23 protein-coding genes are annotated in these 22,152 nt (G+C 66.7%); 13 read left to right on the forward strand and 10 right to left on the reverse strand.

The window, feature by feature from the left end:
- On the reverse strand, positions 1–841 hold an 841-nt coding region (locus ACIA8C_RS14845), incomplete at its 3' end, for an IS110 family transposase (protein WP_397134788.1).
- Between the two features lie 225 nt (positions 842–1,066).
- Between ACIA8C_RS14845 and ACIA8C_RS14850 the strand changes: the two genes are divergently transcribed.
- Together ACIA8C_RS14850 and ACIA8C_RS14855 are read left to right on the forward strand one after the other, a co-directional pair.
- Positions 1,067–1,501 (forward strand): SRPBCC family protein, encoded by a 435-nt coding sequence (locus ACIA8C_RS14850; protein ID WP_397134790.1) that lies wholly within the window; start codon positions 1,067–1,069, stop codon positions 1,499–1,501.
- 28 nt (positions 1,502–1,529) lie between these two features.
- Entirely contained in the window at positions 1,530–2,408 is an 879-nt protein-coding gene (locus ACIA8C_RS14855) for an SDR family oxidoreductase (RefSeq protein ID WP_397134792.1), read from the forward strand.
- A 9-nt stretch (positions 2,409–2,417) separates the two neighbouring features.
- Here ACIA8C_RS14855 and ACIA8C_RS14860 read toward each other — a convergent pair whose 3' ends face one another.
- Positions 2,418–2,786 carry a type II toxin-antitoxin system death-on-curing family toxin gene (locus ACIA8C_RS14860; RefSeq protein WP_397134794.1) on the reverse strand — a complete coding sequence of 123 codons (369 nt, stop codon included), beginning with the start codon at positions 2,784–2,786 and terminating at the stop codon, positions 2,418–2,420.
- Positions 2,783–3,007, reverse strand: a complete 225-nt coding sequence (locus ACIA8C_RS14865; protein WP_397134796.1) for a toxin-antitoxin system HicB family antitoxin — start codon at positions 3,005–3,007, stop codon at positions 2,783–2,785. Before ACIA8C_RS14865 ends, ACIA8C_RS14860 begins: the two co-directional genes overlap by 4 nt.
- Before the next feature lie 97 nt (positions 3,008–3,104).
- Between ACIA8C_RS14865 and dusB the strand changes: the two genes are divergently transcribed.
- The 5 genes from dusB (at position 3,105) to ACIA8C_RS14890 (ending at position 9,467) form a co-directional block, all read left to right on the forward strand.
- Positions 3,105–4,247 carry a tRNA dihydrouridine synthase DusB gene (dusB, locus tag ACIA8C_RS14870; protein WP_397135645.1) on the forward strand — a complete coding sequence of 381 codons (1,143 nt, stop codon included), beginning with the start codon at positions 3,105–3,107 and terminating at the stop codon, positions 4,245–4,247.
- Positions 4,248–4,437: 190 nt separating this feature from the next.
- Positions 4,438–6,696 (forward strand): LCP family protein, encoded by a 2,259-nt coding sequence (locus tag ACIA8C_RS14875; RefSeq protein ID WP_397134798.1) that lies wholly within the window; start codon positions 4,438–4,440, stop codon positions 6,694–6,696.
- A gap of 101 nt (positions 6,697–6,797) precedes the next feature.
- Positions 6,798–7,460 carry a phosphate signaling complex protein PhoU gene (gene phoU / locus ACIA8C_RS14880; RefSeq protein WP_397134800.1) on the forward strand — a complete coding sequence of 221 codons (663 nt, stop codon included), beginning with the start codon at positions 6,798–6,800 and terminating at the stop codon, positions 7,458–7,460.
- Between the two features lie 160 nt (positions 7,461–7,620).
- Positions 7,621–7,914: a type VII secretion target gene (locus tag ACIA8C_RS14885; RefSeq protein WP_397134802.1), complete on the forward strand. Its 294-nt coding sequence runs from the start codon at positions 7,621–7,623 to the stop codon at positions 7,912–7,914.
- Positions 7,911–9,467: a hypothetical protein gene (locus ACIA8C_RS14890; RefSeq protein WP_397134804.1), complete on the forward strand. Its 1,557-nt coding sequence runs from the start codon at positions 7,911–7,913 to the stop codon at positions 9,465–9,467. Before ACIA8C_RS14885 ends, ACIA8C_RS14890 begins: the two co-directional genes overlap by 4 nt.
- Before the next feature lie 100 nt (positions 9,468–9,567).
- On the opposite strand, the gene pstB is transcribed toward ACIA8C_RS14890, so the two are convergent.
- From pstB to ACIA8C_RS14920, 6 genes are all read right to left on the reverse strand, one after another.
- A complete protein-coding gene (gene pstB / locus ACIA8C_RS14895) occupies positions 9,568–10,344 on the reverse strand; it encodes a phosphate ABC transporter ATP-binding protein PstB (RefSeq protein WP_397134806.1) in 777 nt (258 codons plus the stop codon).
- Between the two features lie 9 nt (positions 10,345–10,353).
- A complete protein-coding gene (pstA, locus tag ACIA8C_RS14900) occupies positions 10,354–11,256 on the reverse strand; it encodes a phosphate ABC transporter permease PstA (protein ID WP_397134808.1) in 903 nt (300 codons plus the stop codon).
- Positions 11,253–12,224, reverse strand: coding sequence for a phosphate ABC transporter permease subunit PstC (gene pstC / locus ACIA8C_RS14905; protein WP_397135647.1), 972 nt, complete (start codon positions 12,222–12,224; stop codon positions 11,253–11,255). Before pstC ends, pstA begins: the two co-directional genes overlap by 4 nt.
- Positions 12,225–12,315: 91 nt before the next feature.
- Complete coding sequence (gene pstS, locus ACIA8C_RS14910; protein WP_397134810.1) at positions 12,316–13,431, reverse strand: phosphate ABC transporter substrate-binding protein PstS; 1,116 nt, start codon at positions 13,429–13,431, stop codon at positions 12,316–12,318.
- A gap of 243 nt (positions 13,432–13,674) precedes the next feature.
- Positions 13,675–14,595, reverse strand: coding sequence for a mycothiol synthase (gene mshD, locus ACIA8C_RS14915; protein WP_397134812.1), 921 nt, complete (start codon positions 14,593–14,595; stop codon positions 13,675–13,677).
- A gap of 205 nt (positions 14,596–14,800) precedes the next feature.
- Positions 14,801–15,565: a winged-helix domain-containing protein gene (locus ACIA8C_RS14920; RefSeq protein ID WP_397135649.1), complete on the reverse strand. Its 765-nt coding sequence runs from the start codon at positions 15,563–15,565 to the stop codon at positions 14,801–14,803.
- 231 nt (positions 15,566–15,796) lie between these two features.
- Here ACIA8C_RS14920 and ACIA8C_RS14925 point away from each other — a divergent pair, with 231 nt between their 5' ends.
- The 6 genes from ACIA8C_RS14925 to ACIA8C_RS14950 all read left to right on the forward strand — a co-directional run bounded on the left by ACIA8C_RS14925 (position 15,797) and on the right by ACIA8C_RS14950 (position 19,899).
- Positions 15,797–16,603 (forward strand): DUF2993 domain-containing protein, encoded by an 807-nt coding sequence (locus ACIA8C_RS14925; RefSeq protein WP_397134814.1) that lies wholly within the window; start codon positions 15,797–15,799, stop codon positions 16,601–16,603.
- Complete coding sequence (locus tag ACIA8C_RS14930) at positions 16,600–17,040, forward strand: thioredoxin family protein (protein ID WP_397134816.1); 441 nt, start codon at positions 16,600–16,602, stop codon at positions 17,038–17,040. Before ACIA8C_RS14925 ends, ACIA8C_RS14930 begins: the two co-directional genes overlap by 4 nt.
- Before the next feature lie 287 nt (positions 17,041–17,327).
- The gene (locus ACIA8C_RS14935) at positions 17,328–17,825 is read left to right on the forward strand and encodes a DUF4395 domain-containing protein (protein WP_397134818.1); all 498 of its coding nucleotides are present in this window, start codon (positions 17,328–17,330) and stop codon (positions 17,823–17,825) included.
- Positions 17,826–17,853: 28 nt separating this feature from the next.
- Complete coding sequence (locus ACIA8C_RS14940; RefSeq protein WP_397134820.1) at positions 17,854–18,687, forward strand: sulfurtransferase; 834 nt, start codon at positions 17,854–17,856, stop codon at positions 18,685–18,687.
- A gap of 5 nt (positions 18,688–18,692) precedes the next feature.
- Positions 18,693–18,998 (forward strand): DUF1416 domain-containing protein, encoded by a 306-nt coding sequence (locus ACIA8C_RS14945; protein ID WP_040730884.1) that lies wholly within the window; start codon positions 18,693–18,695, stop codon positions 18,996–18,998.
- Positions 18,999–19,191: 193 nt separating this feature from the next.
- Positions 19,192–19,899 carry an FABP family protein gene (locus tag ACIA8C_RS14950; RefSeq protein ID WP_397134822.1) on the forward strand — a complete coding sequence of 236 codons (708 nt, stop codon included), beginning with the start codon at positions 19,192–19,194 and terminating at the stop codon, positions 19,897–19,899.
- 401 nt (positions 19,900–20,300) lie between these two features.
- On the opposite strand, the gene ACIA8C_RS14955 is transcribed toward ACIA8C_RS14950, so the two are convergent.
- Complete coding sequence (locus ACIA8C_RS14955) at positions 20,301–21,995, reverse strand: ATP-binding cassette domain-containing protein (protein ID WP_397134824.1); 1,695 nt, start codon at positions 21,993–21,995, stop codon at positions 20,301–20,303.
- Positions 21,996–22,152 lie beyond the last annotated feature (157 nt).

A 22,152-nucleotide genomic window follows, 5' to 3' on the forward strand; every position in this document is an offset into this window, starting at 1 on the left:
GCCCCATACCGGGCAGGGATTCGATGATGCGCGCCCAGGGGTGTTCCCGGAATCGCGTGGTGATGAGTTTGTCGGTGTCCTTGATTTCACGGTCCAGATCGAGGAGTTTGCGCGCGATGCGTTTGACCAGCATCGCGGTGTCGGCCTCACCGGGCAGGGCCAGGCTCTGGCGTGTGGCGGCATCGATCGCGGCGGCGGCGGTCTTGGCGATGCCCGGTCTCCACGCGTCGTTGTCGGTGAGATGTGTTGCGACGCCGTCGATTCCGGCCGATCGGATCTCGCCAGGGGTGCACATTCCGGCGACGAGGATCAGCGGAGTCCGGTTCGAGTAGTCGAACGCGGCCTCCAACGCGGGAAAGATCGACCCGAGCAGCGCACGCAACCGGTTGATCCCGGCCACCCAATCCGCCATCAGATCGGTGCGGTAGCTGGTCAGCTGGGTCAACCCGACCACGAGCTCATCAGGCATCACGATCTGGTTGAGATCGGAACGCAGGCGGGCGCTCTGGGCGATCACCTTCGCGTCCTTGGCGTCGGTCTTGCCCTCGCCGCGGAAGCTACCGGTCATCGAATTCACCACCCGGCCCGGCACATACGTCACGGATTGTTCGGCGGCCAACAACACTGTGATCAGCAGCAACGCCATCGGGCTGGTCAGATCGATCGCCCACTGCACCCGGTCGGCGGCTTGGTCGGTGCGTGCGATCAACGCCTCGATCGCGGCCTGGTCGTTGCCGAACTTCTGACTGAACACCGTCTTCCCGGTTTCGTCGACCCCGCATGCGTGATGGGCGTGTTTGCCGACGTCGATCCCGACCCAGATCTGAGGGCGAGTTGCCACCCACGTGCTCCTGACCTCGCAGTTTCAGCCCGTGGACAACCCCGCCGTCAGATCCCTAACCAGCGACGACCGCAACAAGCTCTCAATCAGCAGCCGGAGCGTCCAGCGCGGCGGAGCAGCCAGTCTCCTCGAGCCTCGCCAGAGGCAAACAATCATCAGCTACACCCCACCGCTCTGGGCATCCAGGGCACCAACCCCAGACACCTACAAACTTAGGGAACCACCATGGCACAGGCCAAGGTTTCCAGGGAGTTTCCGGCCGCGCAGGAGAAGGTGTGGGCGGTGCTGTCCGACCCGAGCCGCTTCGAAGAGTGGCTGACGGTGCACACCAAATGGAAGGAGCTGCCGCCCGCGCAGCTGTCCGCCGGGGCCACCATGACCGAGGTGCTCACCATCATGGGGATGGCGAACACCATCACCTTCACCGTGGACGCCTACGACGCCCCGAACTCGACCAAGTTCTCCGGAGTCGGCCTGGCCGGCGCGCAGATCAGCTTCACGCTCACGGCGGAAGCCAAGGGCGACAACGCTGCTCTGGTCACCATCGACGCGGAGTTCATCAGCCAGATGATGGTCGGCGCGATCGGCGGCGCCATCGAGCGCGCGTCCACCAAGGAACTCGAAGCCTCCCTCGCCAATCTCGCCGGTCTGCTCGCCTGACCGCGCTTTCCCCCTCGAAAGGAACACCATGGGTTCGCTGGACGGACGCGTCGCGATTGTCACCGGTGCAGGCCGCGGCATCGGCCGGGCACACGCGCTACTGCTCGCCGCCGAAGGGGCCGCCGTCGTGGTCAACGACCTCGGCGGCAACAACTCCGGCGTCGGCGCCGACGCCGGACCAGCGCAGCAGGTGGTCGACGAGATCGTCGCGGCGGGCGGGCGCGCGGTCGCCGACACCGCGAACATCGCCGACTGGTCGGGGGCGAAAGCCCTTGTCGAACAGGCGATCACCGCGTTCGGCGGGCTGGACATCTTGGTCAACAACGCGGGCATCCTGCGCGACGCGTTCATCGCCGCGATGGACGAGGCGCAGTGGGACGCCGTGATCGCGGTGCACCTCAAGGGCCATTTCGCGGTGCTGCACCATGCCGCCGCGTACTGGAAACAGCAGTCGAAGGCGGGCCAGCAGGTGGCCGCGTCGGTGATCAACACCGCCTCCGCATCGGGCACCTTCATGCCCAACCCCGGCCAAGCGAATTACGGCGCCGCCAAGGCGGGCATCGCCGCCCTCACCCAGGTAGCCGCACTCGAACTGGAGCGATACGGCGTGCGCGCCAACGCCATTGCCCCCGTCGCCCGCACCCGCCTCACCCTGGCCACCCCCGGCATGGGCGCCATGTTCGCCGAGGAGGTCCCCGCAGGCGAGTTCGACGCCTTCGCCCCCGAAAATATCTCCCCCATCGTCGCCTACCTCGCCCAGGAGAAGTGCCCCATCACCGGCAAGGTCTTCGCCGTCCAGGGCGGCGCCATCTCCGCCCTGAACGGCTGGACCGCCACCAAGACCATCGAAACCGAAGGCCCATGGAATCTCACCGACCTGGCCGACCGACTGCCCGAGCTGGGCTGATCGACTGTCTCAGAGCACGTGCAGAGCTGCTGCGATATCGGCGACTTCGATTTCCGAGCATGTCGTGGCAGTTCTGATCACCAGGTCGAAAGCATCATCGTCGGAGAGCGTAGTGCGGTGTCCGTTGGCCAGGAGGAAGGCTTCGCACGCCACCCATCCGGTTCGCTTGTTGCCGTCCGCAAACGGGTAGTTGCACACAATCGAGTGCAACAACGACGCCGCCTTGTGAGCTACTGCCGGGTATGCCTCGACACCGAAAGCGACCGTCGCTGGACGCGCCGCTGCGGAAGCGACCAAGCCGACATCGCGCACGGCCGGACTCCCGCCTACCTGCAATCCATTGATTCGGATCAAGTCTTCGGTGCTCAGGTAGATCATGCGTCCCGCAACCGTGCCAGGAGCTCGCTGCGCCGGGTTATCACATCGTCCACCGCGGAGGCGACAAGCTGACCGCGTACTCGCTCGGTGGCCCACAGGTCGGCAGCCTGAACCAGCGCTGCGTTCAGGCTGATGTGCTCCGCCTCCGCCAATGCGGACACGCGCGCATGCACATCGGTCGGCAGGCGAAGCGTCACCGGAGTGGTGGGCTTGTGGGTCATACCTCCAGCGTATCGAGCATGGTTGCAATTTGACACCATGCTCCTGAGGGGAAGCGGCAGCGGCTGCGCGTCCAATGAGACACTGGACGGCGTGACGATGACTACCGGGGCGAAGAGCTTGCTGCGGATCGGGCCGTATCCGGTCGATCCGGCGGTGGTGCTCGCGCCGATGGCGGGCATCACGAATCTGGCGTTTCGCAAGCTGTGCCGCGAGTTCGGTAGCCCTACCTCTATCTATGTCTGCGAGATGATCACCGCGCGGGCGATCGTCGAGCGCAACGAGAAGACGCTCGAGATGATGTCGTTCGACGCGGACGAGTCGCCGCGGTCGATGCAGTTGTACGGCGTCGACCCGGCCACCCTCGGCGAGGCCGTGCGGATCATTGTCGGCGAGGGCTGGGCCGATCACATCGACATGAACTTCGGCTGCCCGGTGCCCAAGGTCACCCGCCTCGGCGGCGGTGCCGCGCTGCCGTACAAGCGGGCGCTGTTCGGCCAGATCGTGCGGACCATGGTGCGCGCGGCCGAACCGGCGGGCATCCCGGTGACGGTCAAGTTCCGGATCGGCATCGACGACGACCACCAGACCTACCTCGACGCCGGACGCATCGCGGAAGCCGAAGGCGCGCAAGCGGTTGCGCTGCACGCCAGAACCGCCGCGCAGCGCTACTCCGGCCAAGCCGACTGGTCGGCCATCGCGCGGCTCAAGGAGGCCGTCAGCACGATTCCGGTGCTCGGCAACGGCGATATCTTCGCCGCCGCCGACGCGGTCCGGATGATGGACGAAACCGGCTGCGACGGCGTCGTGGTCGGCCGCGGCTGCCTGGGCCGCCCGTGGCTGTTCGCCGAACTCCAGGCGGCGCTGCGCGGCGAGGCGCTGCCCGAGCCGCCGAACCTCGGCCGGGTCGGCGAGGTGCTGTACCGGCACGCCGCGCTGCTGTCCGAGCACCTCGGCGAGGACAAGGCCATGCGCGACCTGCGCAAGCACATGGCCTGGTACCTGATGGGCTTCCCGGTGGGGGCCGATCTGCGGCGTTCGTTCGCGACGGTGTCCCGGCTCACCGAGCTGGAAGACCTTGTCGGGCAGCTTGATCCGACGGCTCCGTTCCCCAAGGATGCCGAGGGTCCACGCGGAAGACAAGGCTCCCCAGGCAAAGTCGCGCTGCCGCACGGTTGGCTGGACGACCCGCAGGACCCCTCGGTGCCGCACGGCGCCGACGTAATGCACAGCGGCGGCTGAAAACCGGGCGATCACGGACGGCTGATACCCAGGCGAAGCGACCGCGAATCGGGTATCCAAACCAGACTGTGGCCAATTCGATTTCGCACTCAGGTGGCCCGCCGTGGCGGAATCGTTATCATTGCGGAATCGGTCATGCCGGTCGAGTACGGCCCGAGGCGGCGACGTAGACGAAAAGCGAGGTTCGTTGGTGGGTGACGATCGGCACGGGCGTTCGCCTCGGCCCGGAGATCGCGCCCCGTGGGAGCGCTATCCCACGGAGGACAACGACGAGCGAGACGGCTCTCGGTCGTCGCGCAGAGCCCGGCATACCGATGCCACCGCCGACGCGGGCAACGCACCGCTGACCGTGCAGGATCTGGTTCAGAAGGTCGACAACGAGCGCTCCGGCCGCCGGGGACGCCGCGCGGCCCCGCCCGCGGAGACCGGCGGCGCGCCGAATCGAGGCACGCGCGCGGCAGGACCTGACCCACGCCCCGCCGAACCGACTCAACGACGCTCGGCCGAACCGCCGCGCCGCCAGGTCGACGCGCCACGCCAACCGGACCGCCGCCCGAACGACGCGCCACGCCAACCAGACCAGGCAACCCGCCGCCAGGGCGATCCGGCCGCCCGGCGTCAGGCACCGGCCCGTCCGACCGAGCAGACCCCCCGGCGCTCCGCCGACGGCCCGCCACCACGCACCGCCGGTTCACCGGTCGTCCAGGACATCGCGGGCACGCCCGCCGCACGAATCCCAAACCGTCGCGGCCCCGCCGAGGACGGCAGGAAATCCACCCCACCGGCGCGGGCGAAGGAAACGGCCGAAGAGGTCACCGACATCCTGCCCCCGCTCGAGGAGACCACCCGCGCCAAGCGCAAGAAGACCGAGTGGCCAACCAACGACGAAACCGGTGCCGCACAACCCAAACCCGTTGGCGCCGCGCCGCTGTCCCGGCTGGCCGCCAGCAAGCAGCGCCGCAACAAGCGGCTGCGCGTTGCGGGCCGCGGCGCACTGGCGATGTTCGCGGTGCTCTGTCTGCTCACCACCGGCGGCGGCTGGAGCTACCTGCGGAGCACCGGCAACAACTTCACCCAGATCTCGGCGATCGTCGACAACAACGACGACGTCGTCGACTCGGACGCGCAGCTCGGTGACGAGAACTATCTGCTCGTCGGCACCGACACCCGCGCAGGCGTGAACAGCCAGGTCGGCGCGGGCACGCTCGACGACGCCGAGGGTTCCCGCGCGGACACCGTCATGCTGGTGAACATCCCGAAGAACCGTTCCCGCGTCGTGGTCGTCTCGTTCCCGCGCGACCTCGACGTCACCAGGCCGCAGTGCAACGGCTGGGACAACGACAAGGTCCAGTACACCAACGAGACCTTCCCGTCGGCCATCGGCGACAAGCTCAACGCCGTCTACGCGCTCGGCGGGCCCAAGTGCCTGTTCACCACGATTCAGCGGATGACGGGTAGCGCGATCAATCACTTCATCGCGGTCGACTTCGCCGGGTTCGAGGCCATGGTCGACACGATCGGCGGCGTCCAGGTGTGCGCGCCGAAGCCGATCAACGACGAGATCCTCGGCACCGTGCTGGAGAACCCCGGCAAGCAGATGGTCAACGGCGCGACCGCGCTGAACTACGTGCGCGCCAGGCATGTCTACGGCGAGGAGCGCAGCGACTACGACCGGATCAACCGGCAGCAACGGTTCATGGCCTCGCTGCTGCGCGGTGCGCTGTCCAGCAAGGTGCTCTTCGATCCGGGCAAGCTGAACAGCTTCATCAACGAATTCACCAAGCACACCTGGGTCGACAAGGTGCAACCGTCGGACCTGCTGACCCTCGGCCGTTCGCTGCAGAAGCTGGATGCGGGCACCGTCACCTTCCTGACCATCCCCACCGCGGGCACCACTTCGTACGGCAACGAGATCCCGCGCGAGCAGGACATCAAGGCGATCTTCAAAGCGATCCGCGACGACCAGCCGCTGCCCGGCGAGAAGAAGATCACCCCGGCACCCGGCTCCATTCCGTCGGCACCGCCCACCCCGCCGAAGCTGACCGCCGTCGACCCGAGCACGGTGTCGCTGCTGGTGTCCAATGGCTCCGGCACCTCGGGCCTGGCCCAGCGGGCCGCGACCAAGCTCGGCAACCAGGGCTTCGGCATCTTCAATATCGGCAACTACTCCGGCGGCAGCGAGGTCACCTCCAAGGTCCGCTACGGTGCCGGGCAGGAGGCCGCGGCGGCCACGGTGGCCAGCTCGATACCCGGCGCGCTGCTGGAATCGGCGAGCGATCTCGGCGGTATCGTCGAGGTCGTCATCGGCGGCGACTTCAATGGCACGGTGCGCGCGCCGACACCGGTCGGCGATCAGATCTCGAACGCGCCCGCGATGGCGGCTGCGACGCCGGTCACTTTGCCCTCCGACCTGGAGCACGTCAACGCGGCGGATGAGACCTGCAAGTAACCGAAGGCGCGACCTGCGGCAACACCGGCGCTAACGTTCGGCACCGGTCATTCACCCTCCGTTCGTGACTTGGTCAGCGCTGGGAACTAATGTCTGGTTTTATGCGTGTCATCTACAACGAGCAAATGGCCGATCTCGCCCACCTGTTGGGCGAGATGGCCGGTCTGGCGGGCTCGGCCATGGACCGGGCCACCCAGTCGCTGCTCCAGGCCGACCTCGCTCTGGCAGAGCAGGTGATCACCGAGTCCGACCGTATCGCCGAGCTGATCCAGGATGCCGAGGAGCGGGCGTTCGCACTGCTCGCGCTGCAGGCGCCGGTCGCGGGTGATCTGCGGCAGGTGGTGAGCGCGATCCAGATCGTGGCCGACGTCAATCGGATGGGCGCGCTCGCGTTGCACGTGGCCAAGGTGGCCCGGCGGCGCCACCCCAATCACGCGCTGCCCGAGTCGGTCAACGGCTACTTCGCCGAGATGGGCCGCATCGCGGTCAACATGGGCGCCGGTGCCAAAGAGGTGCTCGAGACGCGCGACCCGGAGCGCGCCGCGCAGCTCAACGAGGACGACGAGGCGATGGACGACCTGCACCGTCACCTGTTCACACTGCTGATGGATCGCGACTGGAAGTACGGTGTCGCCGCCGCCGTCGACGTCACCCTGCTCGGCCGCTACTACGAGCGCTTCGCCGACCACGCCGTCGAGATCGGCCGTCGCGTCATCTTCCTGGTCACCGGAGTGTTGCCGCCGGACCCCGACGTCGAATCTTAGTGAGCGGCTGCCTGCCATCCGGATAAGATGGCAGGCAGTTTCCCGTTGTGGGGCTTGACGTCTCACGCGCCGGGCATGAAAGATTAGCCGCGTAGCTGAGCAATGCATGGCTCGCTACGAGGATGCCGTTATGGGAGTTACGGCGCAGAGGGGGCGGAACATGAAGGTCGATCCAACAGAGCTGCGCGCGTTGGCCGCATCGATGGACAAGGTCAGTAGCGAGATCGGCGCGCTGAAGGTGCGCACGACAACGGACGCGTTGAGCGCCGCGCTGCCCGGCTCCACGGTGACCGACGCCTGCGCAACGGCCGGGGCGAACATCGAGGCCGGATGGCTGCGAATGGCGCAGCGCGGCAAGGCGATATCCAACATCGCCAAGGGTGGTGCCGCCAACTATGAAGTGACCGACCAGGATTTCCGGGACAGCCTGAAGAAGCTGGGTGGCGGGCAATGAAGAGCGGCGACAAGACCCCGACCCTCAGCCAGGTCCAAACGCAATGGCAGCCTTGGAAACTCAACGAGGCCGGCGAGGAAATCAAGACCCGCAATACCGAGTTCAGCACGCTGATCGATCAGACGGTCACCCAGATCAGAGACGCGGGTGCACACTGGAGCGGTGACGCCTATTACGCGGCCTACGACCGGATAGCCGGTGATCGCGACACTGCCAGCAAAATGGCACAGGAGACGACCGAGCTCGCCAACGCGCTGATCAACGGCGGGAACACGCTCACCGGATACCGGCAGTCGTTGCTGGACAAGGTCACCGAGGCCACCACCGCCGGATTCAAGGTGTCCGACGATTGGCAGGTCACCGCGTCGGGTGACGGCTCCAGCGAGGACGACCTGCATACCCATCAAACGGCGATCACCACCGCACTCAACGAGATGGTCGGCACCCAGGCCGGCATCACCACCGCCATCGAGCAGGCGAACACGGCGGTGCATACGCAGAGCGCGGCGCTCGGCGACGGCGATCCGCTCGACACGGTCACCGGCGCGCCGAAGTCGACGCTCACCGCGCAGGAGATCAGCGCCGACCAGCCCGCGAACACGGTTCCGGCGGCGGCGCAGAATAAATCGCAGGACCCACAGACGCAACCGGCCGGCAGTCCGAAAAACATTGCGGACACTACGGACCCGTCGAAAGCCAACACCACGGACCCGACCAAGGCCAACACCACAGATCCGACCAAGGCCAACACCACAGACCCCAACAAGACCAAAACCACAGATCCGACCAAGGCCAACACCACAGACCCCAACAAGACCAAAACCACAGACCCGACTAAAGCCAACACCACAGACCCCACCAAAACGGCCGCCCTGACGGACACCACCAAGGTCGGATCCGGCTCCGCCAACGATCCGAATTCCTGGACGCCGACGAACGTCATCAGCCTGATCAACACGGTCGGCGGAATCACCGGGAGCGTGCCGACCTTGATCGACGCGATCGGCAAACTCGATGACAATTGGGACGACATCATCAAGGCGGGCGGCGACGCAGGCAAGGGCTTGATCGACTCGGCGGGCAACGCGGCGGAAAAGTTTGCCAACGCCGCGGACAAGATCATCACCAGCGTCGATCACGCGGTCGACAACACTCCTGCCGACCACTCGAAGACGAACACACCGGGCCCAACCCCCGACAGCACGCATCAGGCCCCCGCCGGAAAGCCTGACGCACCAGCGGGCACAACACCCCCGGCCGGCACGACGCCACCCGCTGGCACGACACCTCCAGCTGGTACCACGCCCCCAGCAGGCACTACCCCCGCGCCGGGCACGACTCCAGCGCCCAACACCACCCATTCCCAGTCAGCAGCGGACCAGCCCGCCGCCGCACCTGCGGCCACTTACACCGCGAGCCCCGCCGCGACAACACCCGCCAGCAGTAGCCTTTTCGGCCTGCCATCACCGACCCGCGGCAACGAATCCGATCGCGAGCACCGCCCGAACAACTACGTGATCCAGTCCGCCGAACCCGAGACGGCCGAACACTGACCACCGCGAAAGGCGCGGGCCCGCAACGTGATCCCCGTGCACACGACAATGGCCCGCGCACCGCGCGGGCCATTGTTCTTTCGTCCCAACCGATCTCGGACTATCCGAAGCGACCGGAGATGTAGTCCTCCGTCGCCTTCTGGCCAGGGTTGGAGAAGATCTTCTCGGTGTCGTCGATCTCGACCAGACGGCCGGGCTTGCCCTGAGCCTCCAGGTTGAAGAAGCCGGTCTGGTCACTCACGCGCGCAGCCTGCTGCATGTTGTGGGTGACGATGACGATGGTGAATTCCTTCTTCAGCTCGGTGATCAGGTCCTCGATCGCCAGCGTTGAGATCGGGTCCAGCGCCGAACATGGCTCGTCCATCAGCAGCACGTCGGGGGAAACCGCGATCGCGCGGGCGATGCACAGCCGCTGCTGCTGACCGCCGGACAGGCCGCCGCCCGGCTTGTCCAGGCGGTCCTTCACCTCGTTCCAGAGGTTGGCGCCGCGCAGCGAGCGCTCGGCGACCTCGTCGAGTTCCTTCTTGCTCCGCACGCCCTGCAGCTTCAGCCCGGCCACCACGTTATCGCGAATCGACATGGTGGGGAACGGGTTCGGGCGCTGGAACACCATGCCGATGGTGCGGCGCACGCCCACCGGGTCGACCTGTGAGCCGTAGATGTCCTCGCCGTCCAGCAGCACCGCACCCTCGACGCGGGCGTTCGGGGTCACCTCGTGCATGCGGTTGAGCGAGCGCAGCACGGTGGACTTACCGCAACCCGACGGGCCGATGAAGGCGGTGACACTGCGCGGCAGCACGGTCAGGTCCACATCGGCGACCGCGTAGAATTTCGCGTAGAAGATATTGAGGTCTTTGACGTCGATCCGCTTGGCCATCTGAGTTTCCTATCGATTCCGCGTGAGCAGCTTGTTGACGACCGCGGCCGCCGCGTAGAGCAGCGCGATGAGCAGGATCAGCGTCAGTGCCGCACCCCACACGCGCTCACGACCCGCCGCCTCCGGGTTCGCCAGCTCCTGGTAGATCAGCAGCGGCAGCGACGCCATGTTGCCGTCGAAGAGGTTGGTGTTGATCGACTTGCTGTAGCCGACGAGCACCAGCACCGGCGCGGTTTCGCCCATGACCCTGGCCAGCGCAAGCAGGATGCCGCTGATCATGCCGGGCAGCGCCGTCGGCACGACAATCCGAACGATGGTCTTCCACTTGGGAATTCCCAGCGCGTAGGACGCCTCACGTAGTTCGTCCGGCACCAGTTTCAGCATTTCCTCGGAGCTGCGCACCACGACCGGCAGCATCAGCAACACCATCGCCAGCGAAACCGCCAGTGCGCTTTGCGGAAAGCCCAAGGTGGCGATCCAGAGCGCGAAGATGAACAGCGCCGCGACGATGGACGGCACACCCGCGAGGATGTCGACCATGAACGTGGTCACCTTGGCCAGCCGGCCGCGGCCGTACTCGACCAGGTACACCGCGGCCATGACGCCGATCGGCACCGCGATCACCGCGGCGACCGCCGATTGCACGATGGTGCCGTAGATCGCGTGGTAGACGCCCCCACCGGTCTGCTCGGGCAGGATGCCCTTCTGCGATTTCTGCCACCAGTCCAGCGATGCCACCGCTTCGATGCCATGGCTGACCACCGTGAACAGCACCCAGGCCAGCGGCACCAGGGCAATGCCGAAGCAGAGCCACACCACCACGGTCGCGATGTTGTTGCGGATCTTGCGGCCGAAGCTCACATCGCGGAACGTCGGCGCCTTGATCGGCTTGTCGAGCGTTGTGGTGGTCATCCGTTAACCCTTCCGCCTGCCGCGAGCCGCGCCAGCGCGTTGACCACGAAGGTCAGCGCGAACAACACGAAACCGGCCGCAATGTAGGCGCCCGTCGGCAGCGGTGAACTGAATTCCGAGGCCGAGGCGGCGATCCGGGAGGCGAAGGTGTAACCGCCGTCGAACAGCGACCAGCCGCCTGCCTGTGCCGAGGTCTTCAACACGACCAGGACCGCGATGGTCTCACCGAGCGCGCGTCCGAGCCCGAGCATGGAGCCGGCGATCACACCGCTGCGGCCGTAGGGCAGCACGGTCATCCGCACCATCTCCCACTTCGTCGCGCCGAGCGCATGCGCCGCCTCGATGTGTGCGGGCGGCGTCAGCGCGAAGACCTCACGCGAGACCGACGTGATGATCGGCAGGATCATGACCGCCAGCACGACGCCGGCGGTGAAGATCGTGCCGCCGCCCGAGATCGTCACATTGCCGTCGGAGAACAGGAACAACCAGCCGAGGTTGTCGTTCAGGAACTGCTGCAACGGCTTCAGGTGCGGCGCGAGGACCAGGAAACCCCACAGGCCGAACACGATCGACGGCACCGCGGCCAGCAGATCGGTCAGCGTCGCGAACAGCCGCGCCAGCGCTTTCGGCGCGTAGTGAGTCAGGAACAGCGCGATACCCACGCCGATCGGGACCGCGATGACCAGTGCGAAGGCCGAGCTCAACACCGTGACCATGAACAGGTCGCTGATGCCGAACCGCAGATGGTCGGCATCGCCGGTCTTGAACTCGGAACTGGTGAAGAAGTTGGCTTCGTTCGCCATGACCGAGGGCACCGCGCGGATCAATAGGAACAACGCGATCAGCGCGATAGCGGCGACGATAATCGCGCCCGAGGCGGTGGCCAGAGACCGGAAGATGATCTCGGCTCGATTGCTTTGGGCAGGGCGAGCCTTTTTGGCGGGCTCGGTGCTCGGATCACTCGACATGGGGGCAATGTCTCCGGCCGCCCGCGGGCCCGTCGAATCCGACGAGCCCGCGGCGGTCACCTCAGGGTGCACGGTCATTACTACGGTGCGATCAGGAGATGGCGTTGATCGCGGCGGTCAGGCGGGTCTTGAACTTGTCCGGGATCGGGACGTACCCGGCCTCGTCGAGACCCTTCTGGCCGTTGGTGGTCGCCGAGGTCAGGAACGCCTTGACCGCCTTGGCGGTGTCCGCGTCCTTGTACTTCGAGCAGACGATCTCATAGGTGGCGAGCATGATCGGGTAGGCGCCGGCCTCGGTCGGCTTGTAGAACGAGCTGGTGTCGAGCACCAGGTCGTTGCCCTCGCCCTTGACCTTCACGCCGTCGATGGACTTGCCCGCCGAGGCCGCGGTCAGCTTGACCGGGTCCTTGCTCGCCGAGGTGATGATCTGCGCGATGGACAGGTTCTGCGACTTCGCGAACGCCCACTCGTTGTAGGTGATCGAGTTCTTGGTGCTCTTGATTGCGGCCGAGGTGCCCTCGTTGCCCTTCGCACCCTCGCCGATACCGCCTGCGAACGCCTTGCCCGCGCCCTTGCCCCATGCGCCGTCGGCGGCCGCGTCCAGGTAGAGCTGGAAGTTGTCGGTGGTGCCCGACTCATCGCTGCGGAAGATCACCGAGATCTTGTCCGAGGGCAGCTTGGCGTTCGGGTTGAGCGCCTTGATCTCCGGGGCGTCCCAGGTGGCGACGGCGCCGTTGAACACCTTGGCGGCGGTCGGGCCGTCCAGCACGAGATCGGTGACGCCATCGATGTTGTAGGTGATGGCGATCGGACCGAAGACGGTCGGCAGGTTCCAGGCGGGCGCGCCGCAGCGGTCCTGCGCCTTGGTGATCTCGTCCTTCTTCGCGTTGAGCGGCGAGTCGGAACCACCGAAATCGGTCTGGCTGCCGAGGAACTCGTTGACGCCCGCGCCGGAGCCGCTCGAGGTGTAGTTCAGGGTGTTGCCGTCGCAGTTGGCCTCGTAGGCCGCGACGAAGCGGTCCATCGCGTTCTTCTGCGCCGAGGAGCCGCTCGCCTTGAGCGCCTTCTTGCCACCGCAGGCGATGTCCGACTTGGCAGTCGTGCCGCCGTTGCTGGTGCTGGAGTTGTCGTCGCTGCCACAGGCGGCGAGCGTCATGGCACCGACGGCCAGCACACCAACGAGGGCGCTGCTGCGCTTGAGATTCACTGATTCCTCCGGGAAGGCGTCCTACTCGTCCGGTCCCTCACCTGGCCCGGACGGGTGATGTGGTGCTGTTCGCGGGGAACTTGCGCACCAGGCAGCCGTGGGCTGCCCACCAATCAACGTAAAGTCACGTGGTTGACAGCTGGACTGAACTGAGTGAACGGCGGGTGAACAGCCAAGCGCGATTGGGGCGTTATGTGTGACATTAGCCGCAGTTTTACTCGGACGTCCCCGGCGGGACCCCGGCTATTCAGCTGAGGGGGCCGAATAGGCGACATCGATGTGCGCCGGAGCGAAGCCGAGCCGGGTGTAGGTGTGCACGGCCGCGGTGTTGTCGGCCTCGGTGTAGAGCAACACTTCGGCGAGGCCGCTGTCGCGCAGATGATGCAGGCCGACCAACGTCAGCAGGCGGCCGAGTCCGCGGCCCTGCGCGGCCGGATCGATGCCTACTACATAGACCTCTCCGACGGCCGGGTTCTCGTCGTAATGCACTTTGGTCCAATGGAATCCGAGAACGCGGCTGGGCTCGGCGGTGTCGGTCGCGAGGAACAGCCCCTTCGGGTCGAACCACGACTCGGCCTTGCGCGCCTCGATATCGCGTTGGGTCCAGCCGCCCTGCTCCGGGTGCCAGGCAAACGCGGCGTTGTTCACGCGCAGCAATTCGGCGTCGTCGGAGGGGCCTGCGTAGGTGCGAATCGTCACGCGTCCGCGCGCGACGAGCTCCGGTAGCTCAGGTGTAGCCAGAGGGCGGCGCATCTGCCAGAGCTCGCGCGCGGTGCGCAGCCCGAGCCGCTCGGAAATCGCGGTGGCGGCGGGCAGATTTCCGTGCGCCCACACCCGGGTGCCCGGACCGCCCTCGGCGAGCGCCGCGGCGACCAAGCCGGTGCCGATACCGTGCCCGCGCGCGGGCGGATCGACGGCGACCTCGACCATCGCCGGGTGTTCGCCGTGCGCCGGAACGAGATTCGCGTAGCCGGCGATCACGTCGTCGCGTACGGCGATCAGGTGCCGCACTGTGGGGTCATCGGCCGCGCTCAGCGACAGGACGGCCTGTTCGGAGATGGGGGCGACACCGTCGGTGCCGATCGCCCGCTCGAGCAGTTGCCGAACATCAGCGGCCGCAGCCGAATCCAGCCGCTCGGTCCACTGTGTTGCCACGCCGTTCATCGGGCTCCATTCCTCGCACTGCGCGGCATCCCGAGTGGGATACCTACCCGGACAACGTCATTGCGTAGCCCGGCATTTCGCGACATGGCGAGGCCGGTTGGCGGCCCCGCCGCGGCACGTCGAACACCACGCCGGTCGCGCTGAACGCGACGCGAACACATAATGACGTGCCGGTGTTTCGGATTGGCTGGCGGGCCCGCCGAGCTCACTGCACAGAGCCGGTGACCGGAGCGAGCGGCGCGTCGTCCGTGCCCTCCTGCTCGTCCTCGGTAACCGCGGCCGATTCGCCCTTGGCCGCCGTCCGCGACGGCCGCACCGCCTTGTAGCCGACGTTGCGCACGGTGCCGATGAGCGATTCGTACTCGGTGCCGAGCTTGGCGCGCAGCCGCCGGACGTGCACGTCGACGGTGCGAGTTCCGCCGAAGAAGTCGTAACCCCACACCTCCTGCAGCAGCTGGGCCCTGGTGAACACCCGGCCCGCGTGCTGCGCGAGGTATTTGAGCAGCTCGAATTCCTTGTAGGTCAGATCGAGCGGACGCCCGCGCAGGCGGGCGGTATAGGTGCCCTCGTCGATCACCAACTCGCCGAGGGTGATCTTGCCGGAGTTCTCCGGGCTGGCCACGCCGCCGTTGCGGCCGACGAGCAGCCGCAGCCTGGCGTCCAGCTCGGCCGGGCCGGTGCCTGGCAGCAGGATGTCGTCGAGTCCCCAGTCGGCGTTCACCGCGACCAGCCCGCCCTCGGTGAGCACGGCGACCACCGGCACCGACGACCCGGTGCTGCCGAGCAGCCGGCACAGGCCGCGCGCGGCGGCCAGGTCGGTGCGGGCATCGACCAGCGCGACATCCGCGGTACCCGCTTCCAGCAGCGAGGAGACCTCGGTCGGCGCCGGACGCACGTGGTGCGCCAGCAACGACAGGGAAGGCAACACCGCGTCGGGATTGGGGTCGGAGGTCAGCAGGAGTAGCTCCACAAGCTCTCCTCCCATCTCATAGCTCCGAGGACAACAGCCGCACTGCCGGGGCCACGTCGCTGATCACAGGTAATTCGGATGCAAGATTAGCGCGTCAACCCCGATGACCTCGCCATCCGGGTCGCCGAGTCCCGTCGAGTGATATGTCTGATACCAGAAACGCACCGTCACCCCCCGCTCCCGACGCGGCCTCGCGCATTCGCGACCCGCAAGCGCTTGTAAGGTTCAGCAATGCGCAAGCTCATCATCGGGCTGCTGATTCTCGCGGGACTGGCAGTAGTCATTGATTTCAGCGTCGCGGCCTATTCGGAATATCGGGTCTCGCGCGCGCTACGCCAGGGCGCCGATCTCCCCGCCGATCCGGCGGTGGCCATCCGGGGGGTTTCGTTCCTCACCCAGGCTATCGACGGCCGCTACGACGACGTCTGGATCAGGGCGAGCGGCAATCTGCCGCACACACCGGGGGAATACGAATTCGAGGCGAATCTGACCGGCGTGCGGATACCCCTGCACGACCTGGTCGACGGCAGCCTGCGCAACGTGCCCGCGGAGCAGGTCGCGAGTTCGCTGCGGATCGGCCCGACCGAGCTCGGCAGGCTGTTCACCATCCCCGACCTGCAGGTGCGTGGCCCGCAGCAGGACAAATCCGATGGCACCGGCGGATCGGGCGGGTCCGGGATGACCTCGACCGGCGACGAGCCGCTGTGCCTGCTCGGCAGCCTGCCGGAATTGCCGACCACCACATATGGAAGCAACAAAGTCTTCGTCCAGGCCGAGCTGTCGCTCGACGGCGACCAGGTGAAGGTGGTCGCAACGGGCTTCTGCGCGCAGGCAGGCAATGAGAAGACGATCCCGGAGCAGGCCATCCCGGAGGCCATTCGCCCCGCGGTGCTCGCGCGATTCACCCGTACTATCGACATCAAGGAATTGCCGTTCGGTGTCCATCCCACCAAGGTGCGCGCGGACGGCGGGTGGATCGTAGCTGAGGGCAAGGGTGTAAACGTGACGATCGACCTCGACCGATTGCAGCAACCATGATCGAAATCACAATCCTGGCAGTGATGTTGCTTGCCGCGCTGGCGGTCGGCATGGTCCTGCGCGGCCGCAACGGCAGGGTTCGCGTGGCCGACGTGAGCGAAACCCGGTCGGCGCGGGCAGATCTGCTCGCGTCCGTCGGGGCAACCGGATCCGGCCCGGCCGTACTGCACTTCTCCGCCGATTGGTGCGGCCCCTGTGCCGCGGTGCGCCGCGTCGTCGCCGATGTCACCGGTCAGTTGGCAGAGTCACCGCAGCCGCCGCTGGACATCGAGGTCGACATCGACGCGGAGCCGGTGCTCGCCAAGGAACTGAACGTGCTCTCGTTGCCGACCACGTTCGTCTTCGATAGTGAAGGCCGCGAACGCTTTCGGATCTCCGGCGTGCCGAAGGTGACCGATCTGCGCTCCGCGCTCGAGCCGCTGACCATCGCCGCTTAGCGGCCTTGACACGTTCCCCGGGAAGCTGTGATCAACCCGGGGTCCTTTTCTCCCGCTCGATTAGGTAAACTGCATTCGTGCTTTACAACCACGAGCTGATGCTCACCCGACGCCGCACAGTGGATCTGTGCCGCCTCGGTGGTTGTTGCTGCCTGTGCCGCTGAGCGGTCGGCTTTCTCAGATTTCCTGACGCCGACCTGTGTCCGCCGTGCGAGTGATCTCGTTGATCCCCCGGCGAACTGGCAATTTTCCAGCCATCAGTCGCATCCAGCGCAGGAGTACGCACAATGTCCACTGAAATCCGCAATACTTCGCCGAATCCGCCAATTGCCAACGGGCAGGTCGATGTTCGCGGACCCCGCTTCGCCGCGTGGGTCACCACCGCCGTGCTCGTCCTGGTGCTGATCGCCGCCATCTTCTCCCCCATCGCCGCCGCGGTGCTCATCGCCATCCAAGCCGTCGTCTTCGCGATCGGCGCCGCCTACGGTCCGCGCAAGCATCCGTACGGCCGCGTCTACGCGAAGTTCGTCGCGCCGCGGCTGGCCCCGACCACCGAGACCGAACCCGTGCCGCCGCTGAAGTTCGCGCAGCTGCTCGGCCTGGTCTTCGCCGCGGTCAGCCTGCTGGGCTTCGCGCTCGGCTCCACAGTTGTCGGCGCGGTCTTCGCCGGCTTTGCCCTGTTCGCCGCGTTCTTGAACGCGGCGTTCGGGATTTGCCTGGGTTGCCAGATCTATCCCCTGGTCACCCGTTTTCGCCGGACCAACCCGTCCCCGGCACCGAACTGATCCGCAAGTCATCTCTGAAAGGAACAACATGGCTCGCTCCGATGTCCTGGTCTCCGTGGACTGGGCCGAAGAGAACCTCAACGCCCCCGGCATCGTCTTCGTCGAGGTCGACGAGGACACCTCCGCCTATGACGGTGGCCACATCGAGGGCGCCGTCCGGCTCGACTGGAAGAAGGACCTGCAGGATCAGGTTCGTCGTGACTTCGTGAACCAGGAGCAGTTCTCCGATCTGCTCTCGGCGCGCGGCATCTCGAACGACGACGAGGTAATCCTGTACGGCGGCAACAACAACTGGTTCGCCGCGTACGCCTACTGGTACTTCAAGCTGTACGGCCACAACAACGTCAAGCTGCTCGACGGTGGCCGCAAGAAGTGGGAGCTCGACGGCCGTCCGCTGTCCACCGACGGCGTCAGCCGCCCGGCCACCCAGTACAAGGCCGCCGCCCCCGACGTGACCATCCGCGCGTTCCGCGACGAGGTCATCGCCGCCATCGGCACCAAGAACCTGGTCGACGTCCGGTCGCCCGACGAGTTCTCCGGCAAGATCCTGGCTCCCGCGCACCTGCCGCAGGAACAAAGCCAGCGTCCCGGCCACATCCCCACCGCCATCAACGTGCCGTGGAGCAAGGCCGCGAACGAGGACGGCACCTTCAAGTCCGACGCCGATCTCACCGAGATCTACAAGGAAGCGGGCTTGGACGGCGAGAAGGAGACCATCGCCTACTGCCGCATCGGCGAGCGTTCCTCGCACACCTGGTTCGTGCTGCAGGAACTGCTCGGCCACAGCAATGTCAAGAACTACGACGGGAGCTGGACCGAGTACGGCTCCCTCGTCGGTGCACCGATCGAGTTGGGAGCGTAAACAACATGTGCGCAGCACCTACCCAGGGTCAGGCCATCCCCGCAGGCGTCGACGTGGAGAAGGAGACGGTCATCACCGGCCGCGTCCTGAGCACCGACGGCCAGCCGGTCGGCGGCGCGTTCGTCCGTCTGCTCGACGGCAACGGTGACTTCACCGCCGAGGTCGTCGCCTCCGGCACCGGCGACTTCCGCTTCTTCGCCGCGCCGGGCGCGTGGACGCTGCGGGCGCTCTCCTCGGCCGGTAACGGCTCGGCCGAGGTTCGTCCGGAAGGCGCGGGTATTCATCCCGTGGATGTCGCGGTCGCCAAGTAAGACAACCGTACGCAGCTAACGGCCCCGGGCTTCCCCACACTATGACGGGAAGCACCGGGGTCGTCTGCGTATCCGGCACCAGTTGTCGTTAGACTCCGAATGTGGTCCTCTTCTTCGAGATTCTGCTGGTGGCCGTCGCCATCCTCATCGGCTGGTTCGGCATTTACGTCTTCTATCGGCTGTTCACCGAATCATGAGTGATCTCGCGAGCGAAGGTTCAAACCCGGCCGAGCAAGCGAGTGAACAACTGAACGGCAACGGCTCCGCCGATTCGGCTGGTCGCCGCAGCGGCGATCAAGCCGTGTCCGAGGCTGTCGAGCGGGCCAAGTCGACCGGTAGCCGTAACATTCCGGTGTTGCCTGATCTGCCGCTGCCCGAGGACACCGCGAACCTGCGGCTCGGGCCGGATCTGAGTTCCTCCATGCTCGCCCTGCTGCCCATGGTCGGCGTCTGGCGCGGCGAGGGCGAGGGCAACAACCCGGACCGCGGCGACTACCGGTTCGGTCAGCAGATCATCGTGGCGCACGACGGCGGCGACTACCTGTCCTGGGAGTCCCGCTCCTGGGTGCTCGACGCCGATGGCGGTTACTCGGGCCCGGATCTGCGCGAGAGCGGTTTCTGGCGGGTCGGCATCGACGGCAACGACGAGGTCATCGAGCTGCTGCTCACGCACAGCACCGGCATCGTCGAACTCTTCTACGGCCAGGCCCTCACCCAGTCCTCCTGGGAACTCGCCACCGACGTGGTCATCCGCAGCCAGTCCGGCATCGTCGTCGGCGGCGCGAAGCGCCTCTACGGCATCGTCGAGGGCGGCGACCTGGCCTACGTCGAGGAGCGCGTGGTAGCCGACGGCCCCTTGGAGCCCCGCCTCTCGGCGCGGCTCAAGCGCTACATCGGCTAGACGGTCCTAGGCGAGAGCGTCGCCTACTGAACGGGTATGTCTGCCAAGGCGACTACTGATTTCGCAAGTACATGGGTAACTCGCCGGGTACCGGCTACCTCAACCCACCACGATCACCGCCGGTCGCCAACGCAACAGCTGCGGCACCTGAATCTGGCCTAGATACTCGGAGAGGCGGAAAAGGAACAGCCCCCGAGCCTTACCGATGCGCGGTTAGGCGCATGGGTCCCGTTCGGACTCAAACGGGGGCTCGGGGGCCGGGTGACTGCGTGGAATTCGCTAGCGCTCGCGCGGCGAATAACCTGCAGCGGTGGCGCTAGCGCGCAGCCACCTCACTAGTCCTTTGAACATACATTCGTTGAACCACCTCCTTCCTGTGTACTGACGAATTTAGCGATGAGTCAGCGGGTCGGCAACGGAATTTCTCCGAGGGCGGAAGTGGGGACTCCTCGATCCACGAAATCGACCTTCACCTGCGCTGATGCGTCGACGCGGACGATGACGTCGGCGCGCTGATCCGCCGGAAGTTGATGTGTGACAACCACCACAGTGCGATCGGGTTCGACCAATCCGCTGGCGCTGTCGAGCAAGTCGCGCAACAGTTGTGCGCCCGCCTCGGCCTCGAGGTGTTCGGTAGGTTCGTCGAGCAGCAACACGCGGGCGGGCGAGACGAGCGCTCGGGCGAGCAGGATGCGGCGGCGTTGCCCGCCGGAAACGGCGGCGGCGCCACCGACCAGGTCGGTATGCACCCCTTTCGGCAACGAGTCCAGCCAGTCGCCGAGACCTACTGTGCGCAGCGCGGTTTCGGCCTCATCCACGGTGACGTCGCCACGCGCGACGCGCAAGTTCTCCAGCACCGAGGTACCGAACAGGTGGGCGTCCTCCGCGAAGAAGGTGACGCCGGTGCGGGGGGTGTCGCACAGACCAGCCCAGTTCATCAGCAGCGTGGTCTTTCCGGCTCCGCTCGGGCCGACGACGGCGATCCGGCGGCCCTCGGGTAGCTCCGGAAGTTGTTGCGATAGACGGTCTTCGAGCGCTGTGACGATCCGGTCGTTGCCGCCGGTACCGCTGTCGAGCCGGACCAGCCGATGCAGGGCCGCGCGGGCTGTGGTCAGCGACTGCGCCGCAGCGGGGAGCGGACCGACCGCCTCGAATGCCGAAAGCGGCAGCAGGACAAGCACGGTGAGCGCCATCGGGGTCATCGCGCCCGGCGCACCACCGGACGGACCGTAGAGGGTGATGCCGATCAGCAAGGCCCCCAGCACACTCGCGCCGATCGAGAGCGGAGTTGCCGCCGCCGACCACGCGCTGCGCGCTGCCGCCGCGTCCTCCGCCGCGACCGCCCGCTGAGATGCCTTGGTAGCGGCGCTGAGTGCCGCGTCCAGTCGACCCGCGACCCGCAATTCGGCCGCGTGGTCGAGCACCGTGAGCGCCTGCGCGGCGAACTCGGCGCGGTCCGCGCGCACCGCCTGTTCCGCGTCGCGCGCGGCCTTTGCCGACAGCCACGGCGCGAGGAGCCCGGAAAGCGTCAGCGCCCCAGCCAGAATCGCGGCCGCGGCCACCGAGATCGTGGCGAGCAGGCCGATCGCGACCGCGGACAACACGACAGCGACCGCGACGGGAACGAACACCCGAACGACCACCGCACCGAGATCGTCTATGTCACTACCGATTCGGACGAGCAGGTCACCGCGCCGCAGCGGCCCCGCACCAACGACCGCCGAGCGCGAACCAGATGGCCTGCGCAACCAGAAGTCCGATCCAGCCAGCGTTCGATAGACCGTCGTGCGCGCCGTCGCCATCGCCCGCAGCGCGACATCATGGGTGGCAAGCCGTTCCAGATACCGGGCCAACCCTCGCGAAATCCCCAGTGCCCGCACGGTCACCACGGCAATGCTCAGGTCAAGCACCGGCGGCATCTCCCACGCGCGGGCAATCAACCACGCGGCGAGCGCCGCCAACCCGAGCCCGCTCCCGAGCGCCAGCACGCCCCACGCAATCGCCACCACGACGCGCCACTTGGACAGCTCCAGCAACGCCCACATCCGCCGCACATCGCTGCGCACCGAAGCGCCCCCGGTCTTCGCCACAGTCATCGCCGCACCATGCGGGAATCGCGCGTATCGCCGCCACGCCGGATTCGTCCGCGACCGGAGACGCTCCTCCGCTGCTGCGCACAGCGACTATGCGCGTGCGGGCCGATGCCGAGTCGGCGGTGGCCGCCACCCGGTCGAATAGGCGCTGCAACCCTCA

Source organism: Nocardia sp. NPDC051321, assembly GCF_044455225.1.
In the GTDB taxonomy this organism is placed as follows: domain Bacteria; phylum Actinomycetota; class Actinomycetes; order Mycobacteriales; family Mycobacteriaceae; genus Nocardia.

Bases quoted from the DNA above. Each gene is read 5' to 3' on its own strand.
- ACIA8C_RS14850 (WP_397134790.1), top strand. From the start codon at position 1,067: ATGGCACAGGCCAAGGTTTCCAGGGAGTTTCCGGCCGCGCAGGAGAAG.
- ACIA8C_RS14855 (WP_397134792.1), top strand. From the start codon at position 1,530: ATGGGTTCGCTGGACGGACGCGTCGCGATTGTCACCGGTGCAGGCCGC.
- ACIA8C_RS14860 (WP_397134794.1), bottom strand. From the start codon at position 2,786: ATGATCTACCTGAGCACCGAAGACTTGATCCGAATCAATGGATTGCAG.
- ACIA8C_RS14865 (WP_397134796.1), bottom strand. From the start codon at position 3,007: ATGACCCACAAGCCCACCACTCCGGTGACGCTTCGCCTGCCGACCGAT.
- dusB (WP_397135645.1), top strand. From the start codon at position 3,105: ATGACTACCGGGGCGAAGAGCTTGCTGCGGATCGGGCCGTATCCGGTC.
- phoU (WP_397134800.1), top strand. From the start codon at position 6,798: ATGCGTGTCATCTACAACGAGCAAATGGCCGATCTCGCCCACCTGTTG.
- ACIA8C_RS14885 (WP_397134802.1), top strand. From the start codon at position 7,621: ATGAAGGTCGATCCAACAGAGCTGCGCGCGTTGGCCGCATCGATGGAC.
- ACIA8C_RS14890 (WP_397134804.1), top strand. From the start codon at position 7,911: ATGAAGAGCGGCGACAAGACCCCGACCCTCAGCCAGGTCCAAACGCAA.
- pstB (WP_397134806.1), bottom strand. From the start codon at position 10,344: ATGGCCAAGCGGATCGACGTCAAAGACCTCAATATCTTCTACGCGAAA.
- pstA (WP_397134808.1), bottom strand. From the start codon at position 11,256: ATGACCACCACAACGCTCGACAAGCCGATCAAGGCGCCGACGTTCCGC.
- pstC (WP_397135647.1), bottom strand. From the start codon at position 12,224: ATGTCGAGTGATCCGAGCACCGAGCCCGCCAAAAAGGCTCGCCCTGCC.
- mshD (WP_397134812.1), bottom strand. From the start codon at position 14,595: ATGAACGGCGTGGCAACACAGTGGACCGAGCGGCTGGATTCGGCTGCG.
- ACIA8C_RS14925 (WP_397134814.1), top strand. From the start codon at position 15,797: ATGCGCAAGCTCATCATCGGGCTGCTGATTCTCGCGGGACTGGCAGTA.
- ACIA8C_RS14930 (WP_397134816.1), top strand. From the start codon at position 16,600: ATGATCGAAATCACAATCCTGGCAGTGATGTTGCTTGCCGCGCTGGCG.
- ACIA8C_RS14935 (WP_397134818.1), top strand. From the start codon at position 17,328: ATGTCCACTGAAATCCGCAATACTTCGCCGAATCCGCCAATTGCCAAC.
- ACIA8C_RS14940 (WP_397134820.1), top strand. From the start codon at position 17,854: ATGGCTCGCTCCGATGTCCTGGTCTCCGTGGACTGGGCCGAAGAGAAC.
- ACIA8C_RS14945 (WP_040730884.1), top strand. From the start codon at position 18,693: ATGTGCGCAGCACCTACCCAGGGTCAGGCCATCCCCGCAGGCGTCGAC.
- ACIA8C_RS14950 (WP_397134822.1), top strand. From the start codon at position 19,192: ATGAGTGATCTCGCGAGCGAAGGTTCAAACCCGGCCGAGCAAGCGAGT.
- ACIA8C_RS14955 (WP_397134824.1), bottom strand. From the start codon at position 21,995: ATGACTGTGGCGAAGACCGGGGGCGCTTCGGTGCGCAGCGATGTGCGG.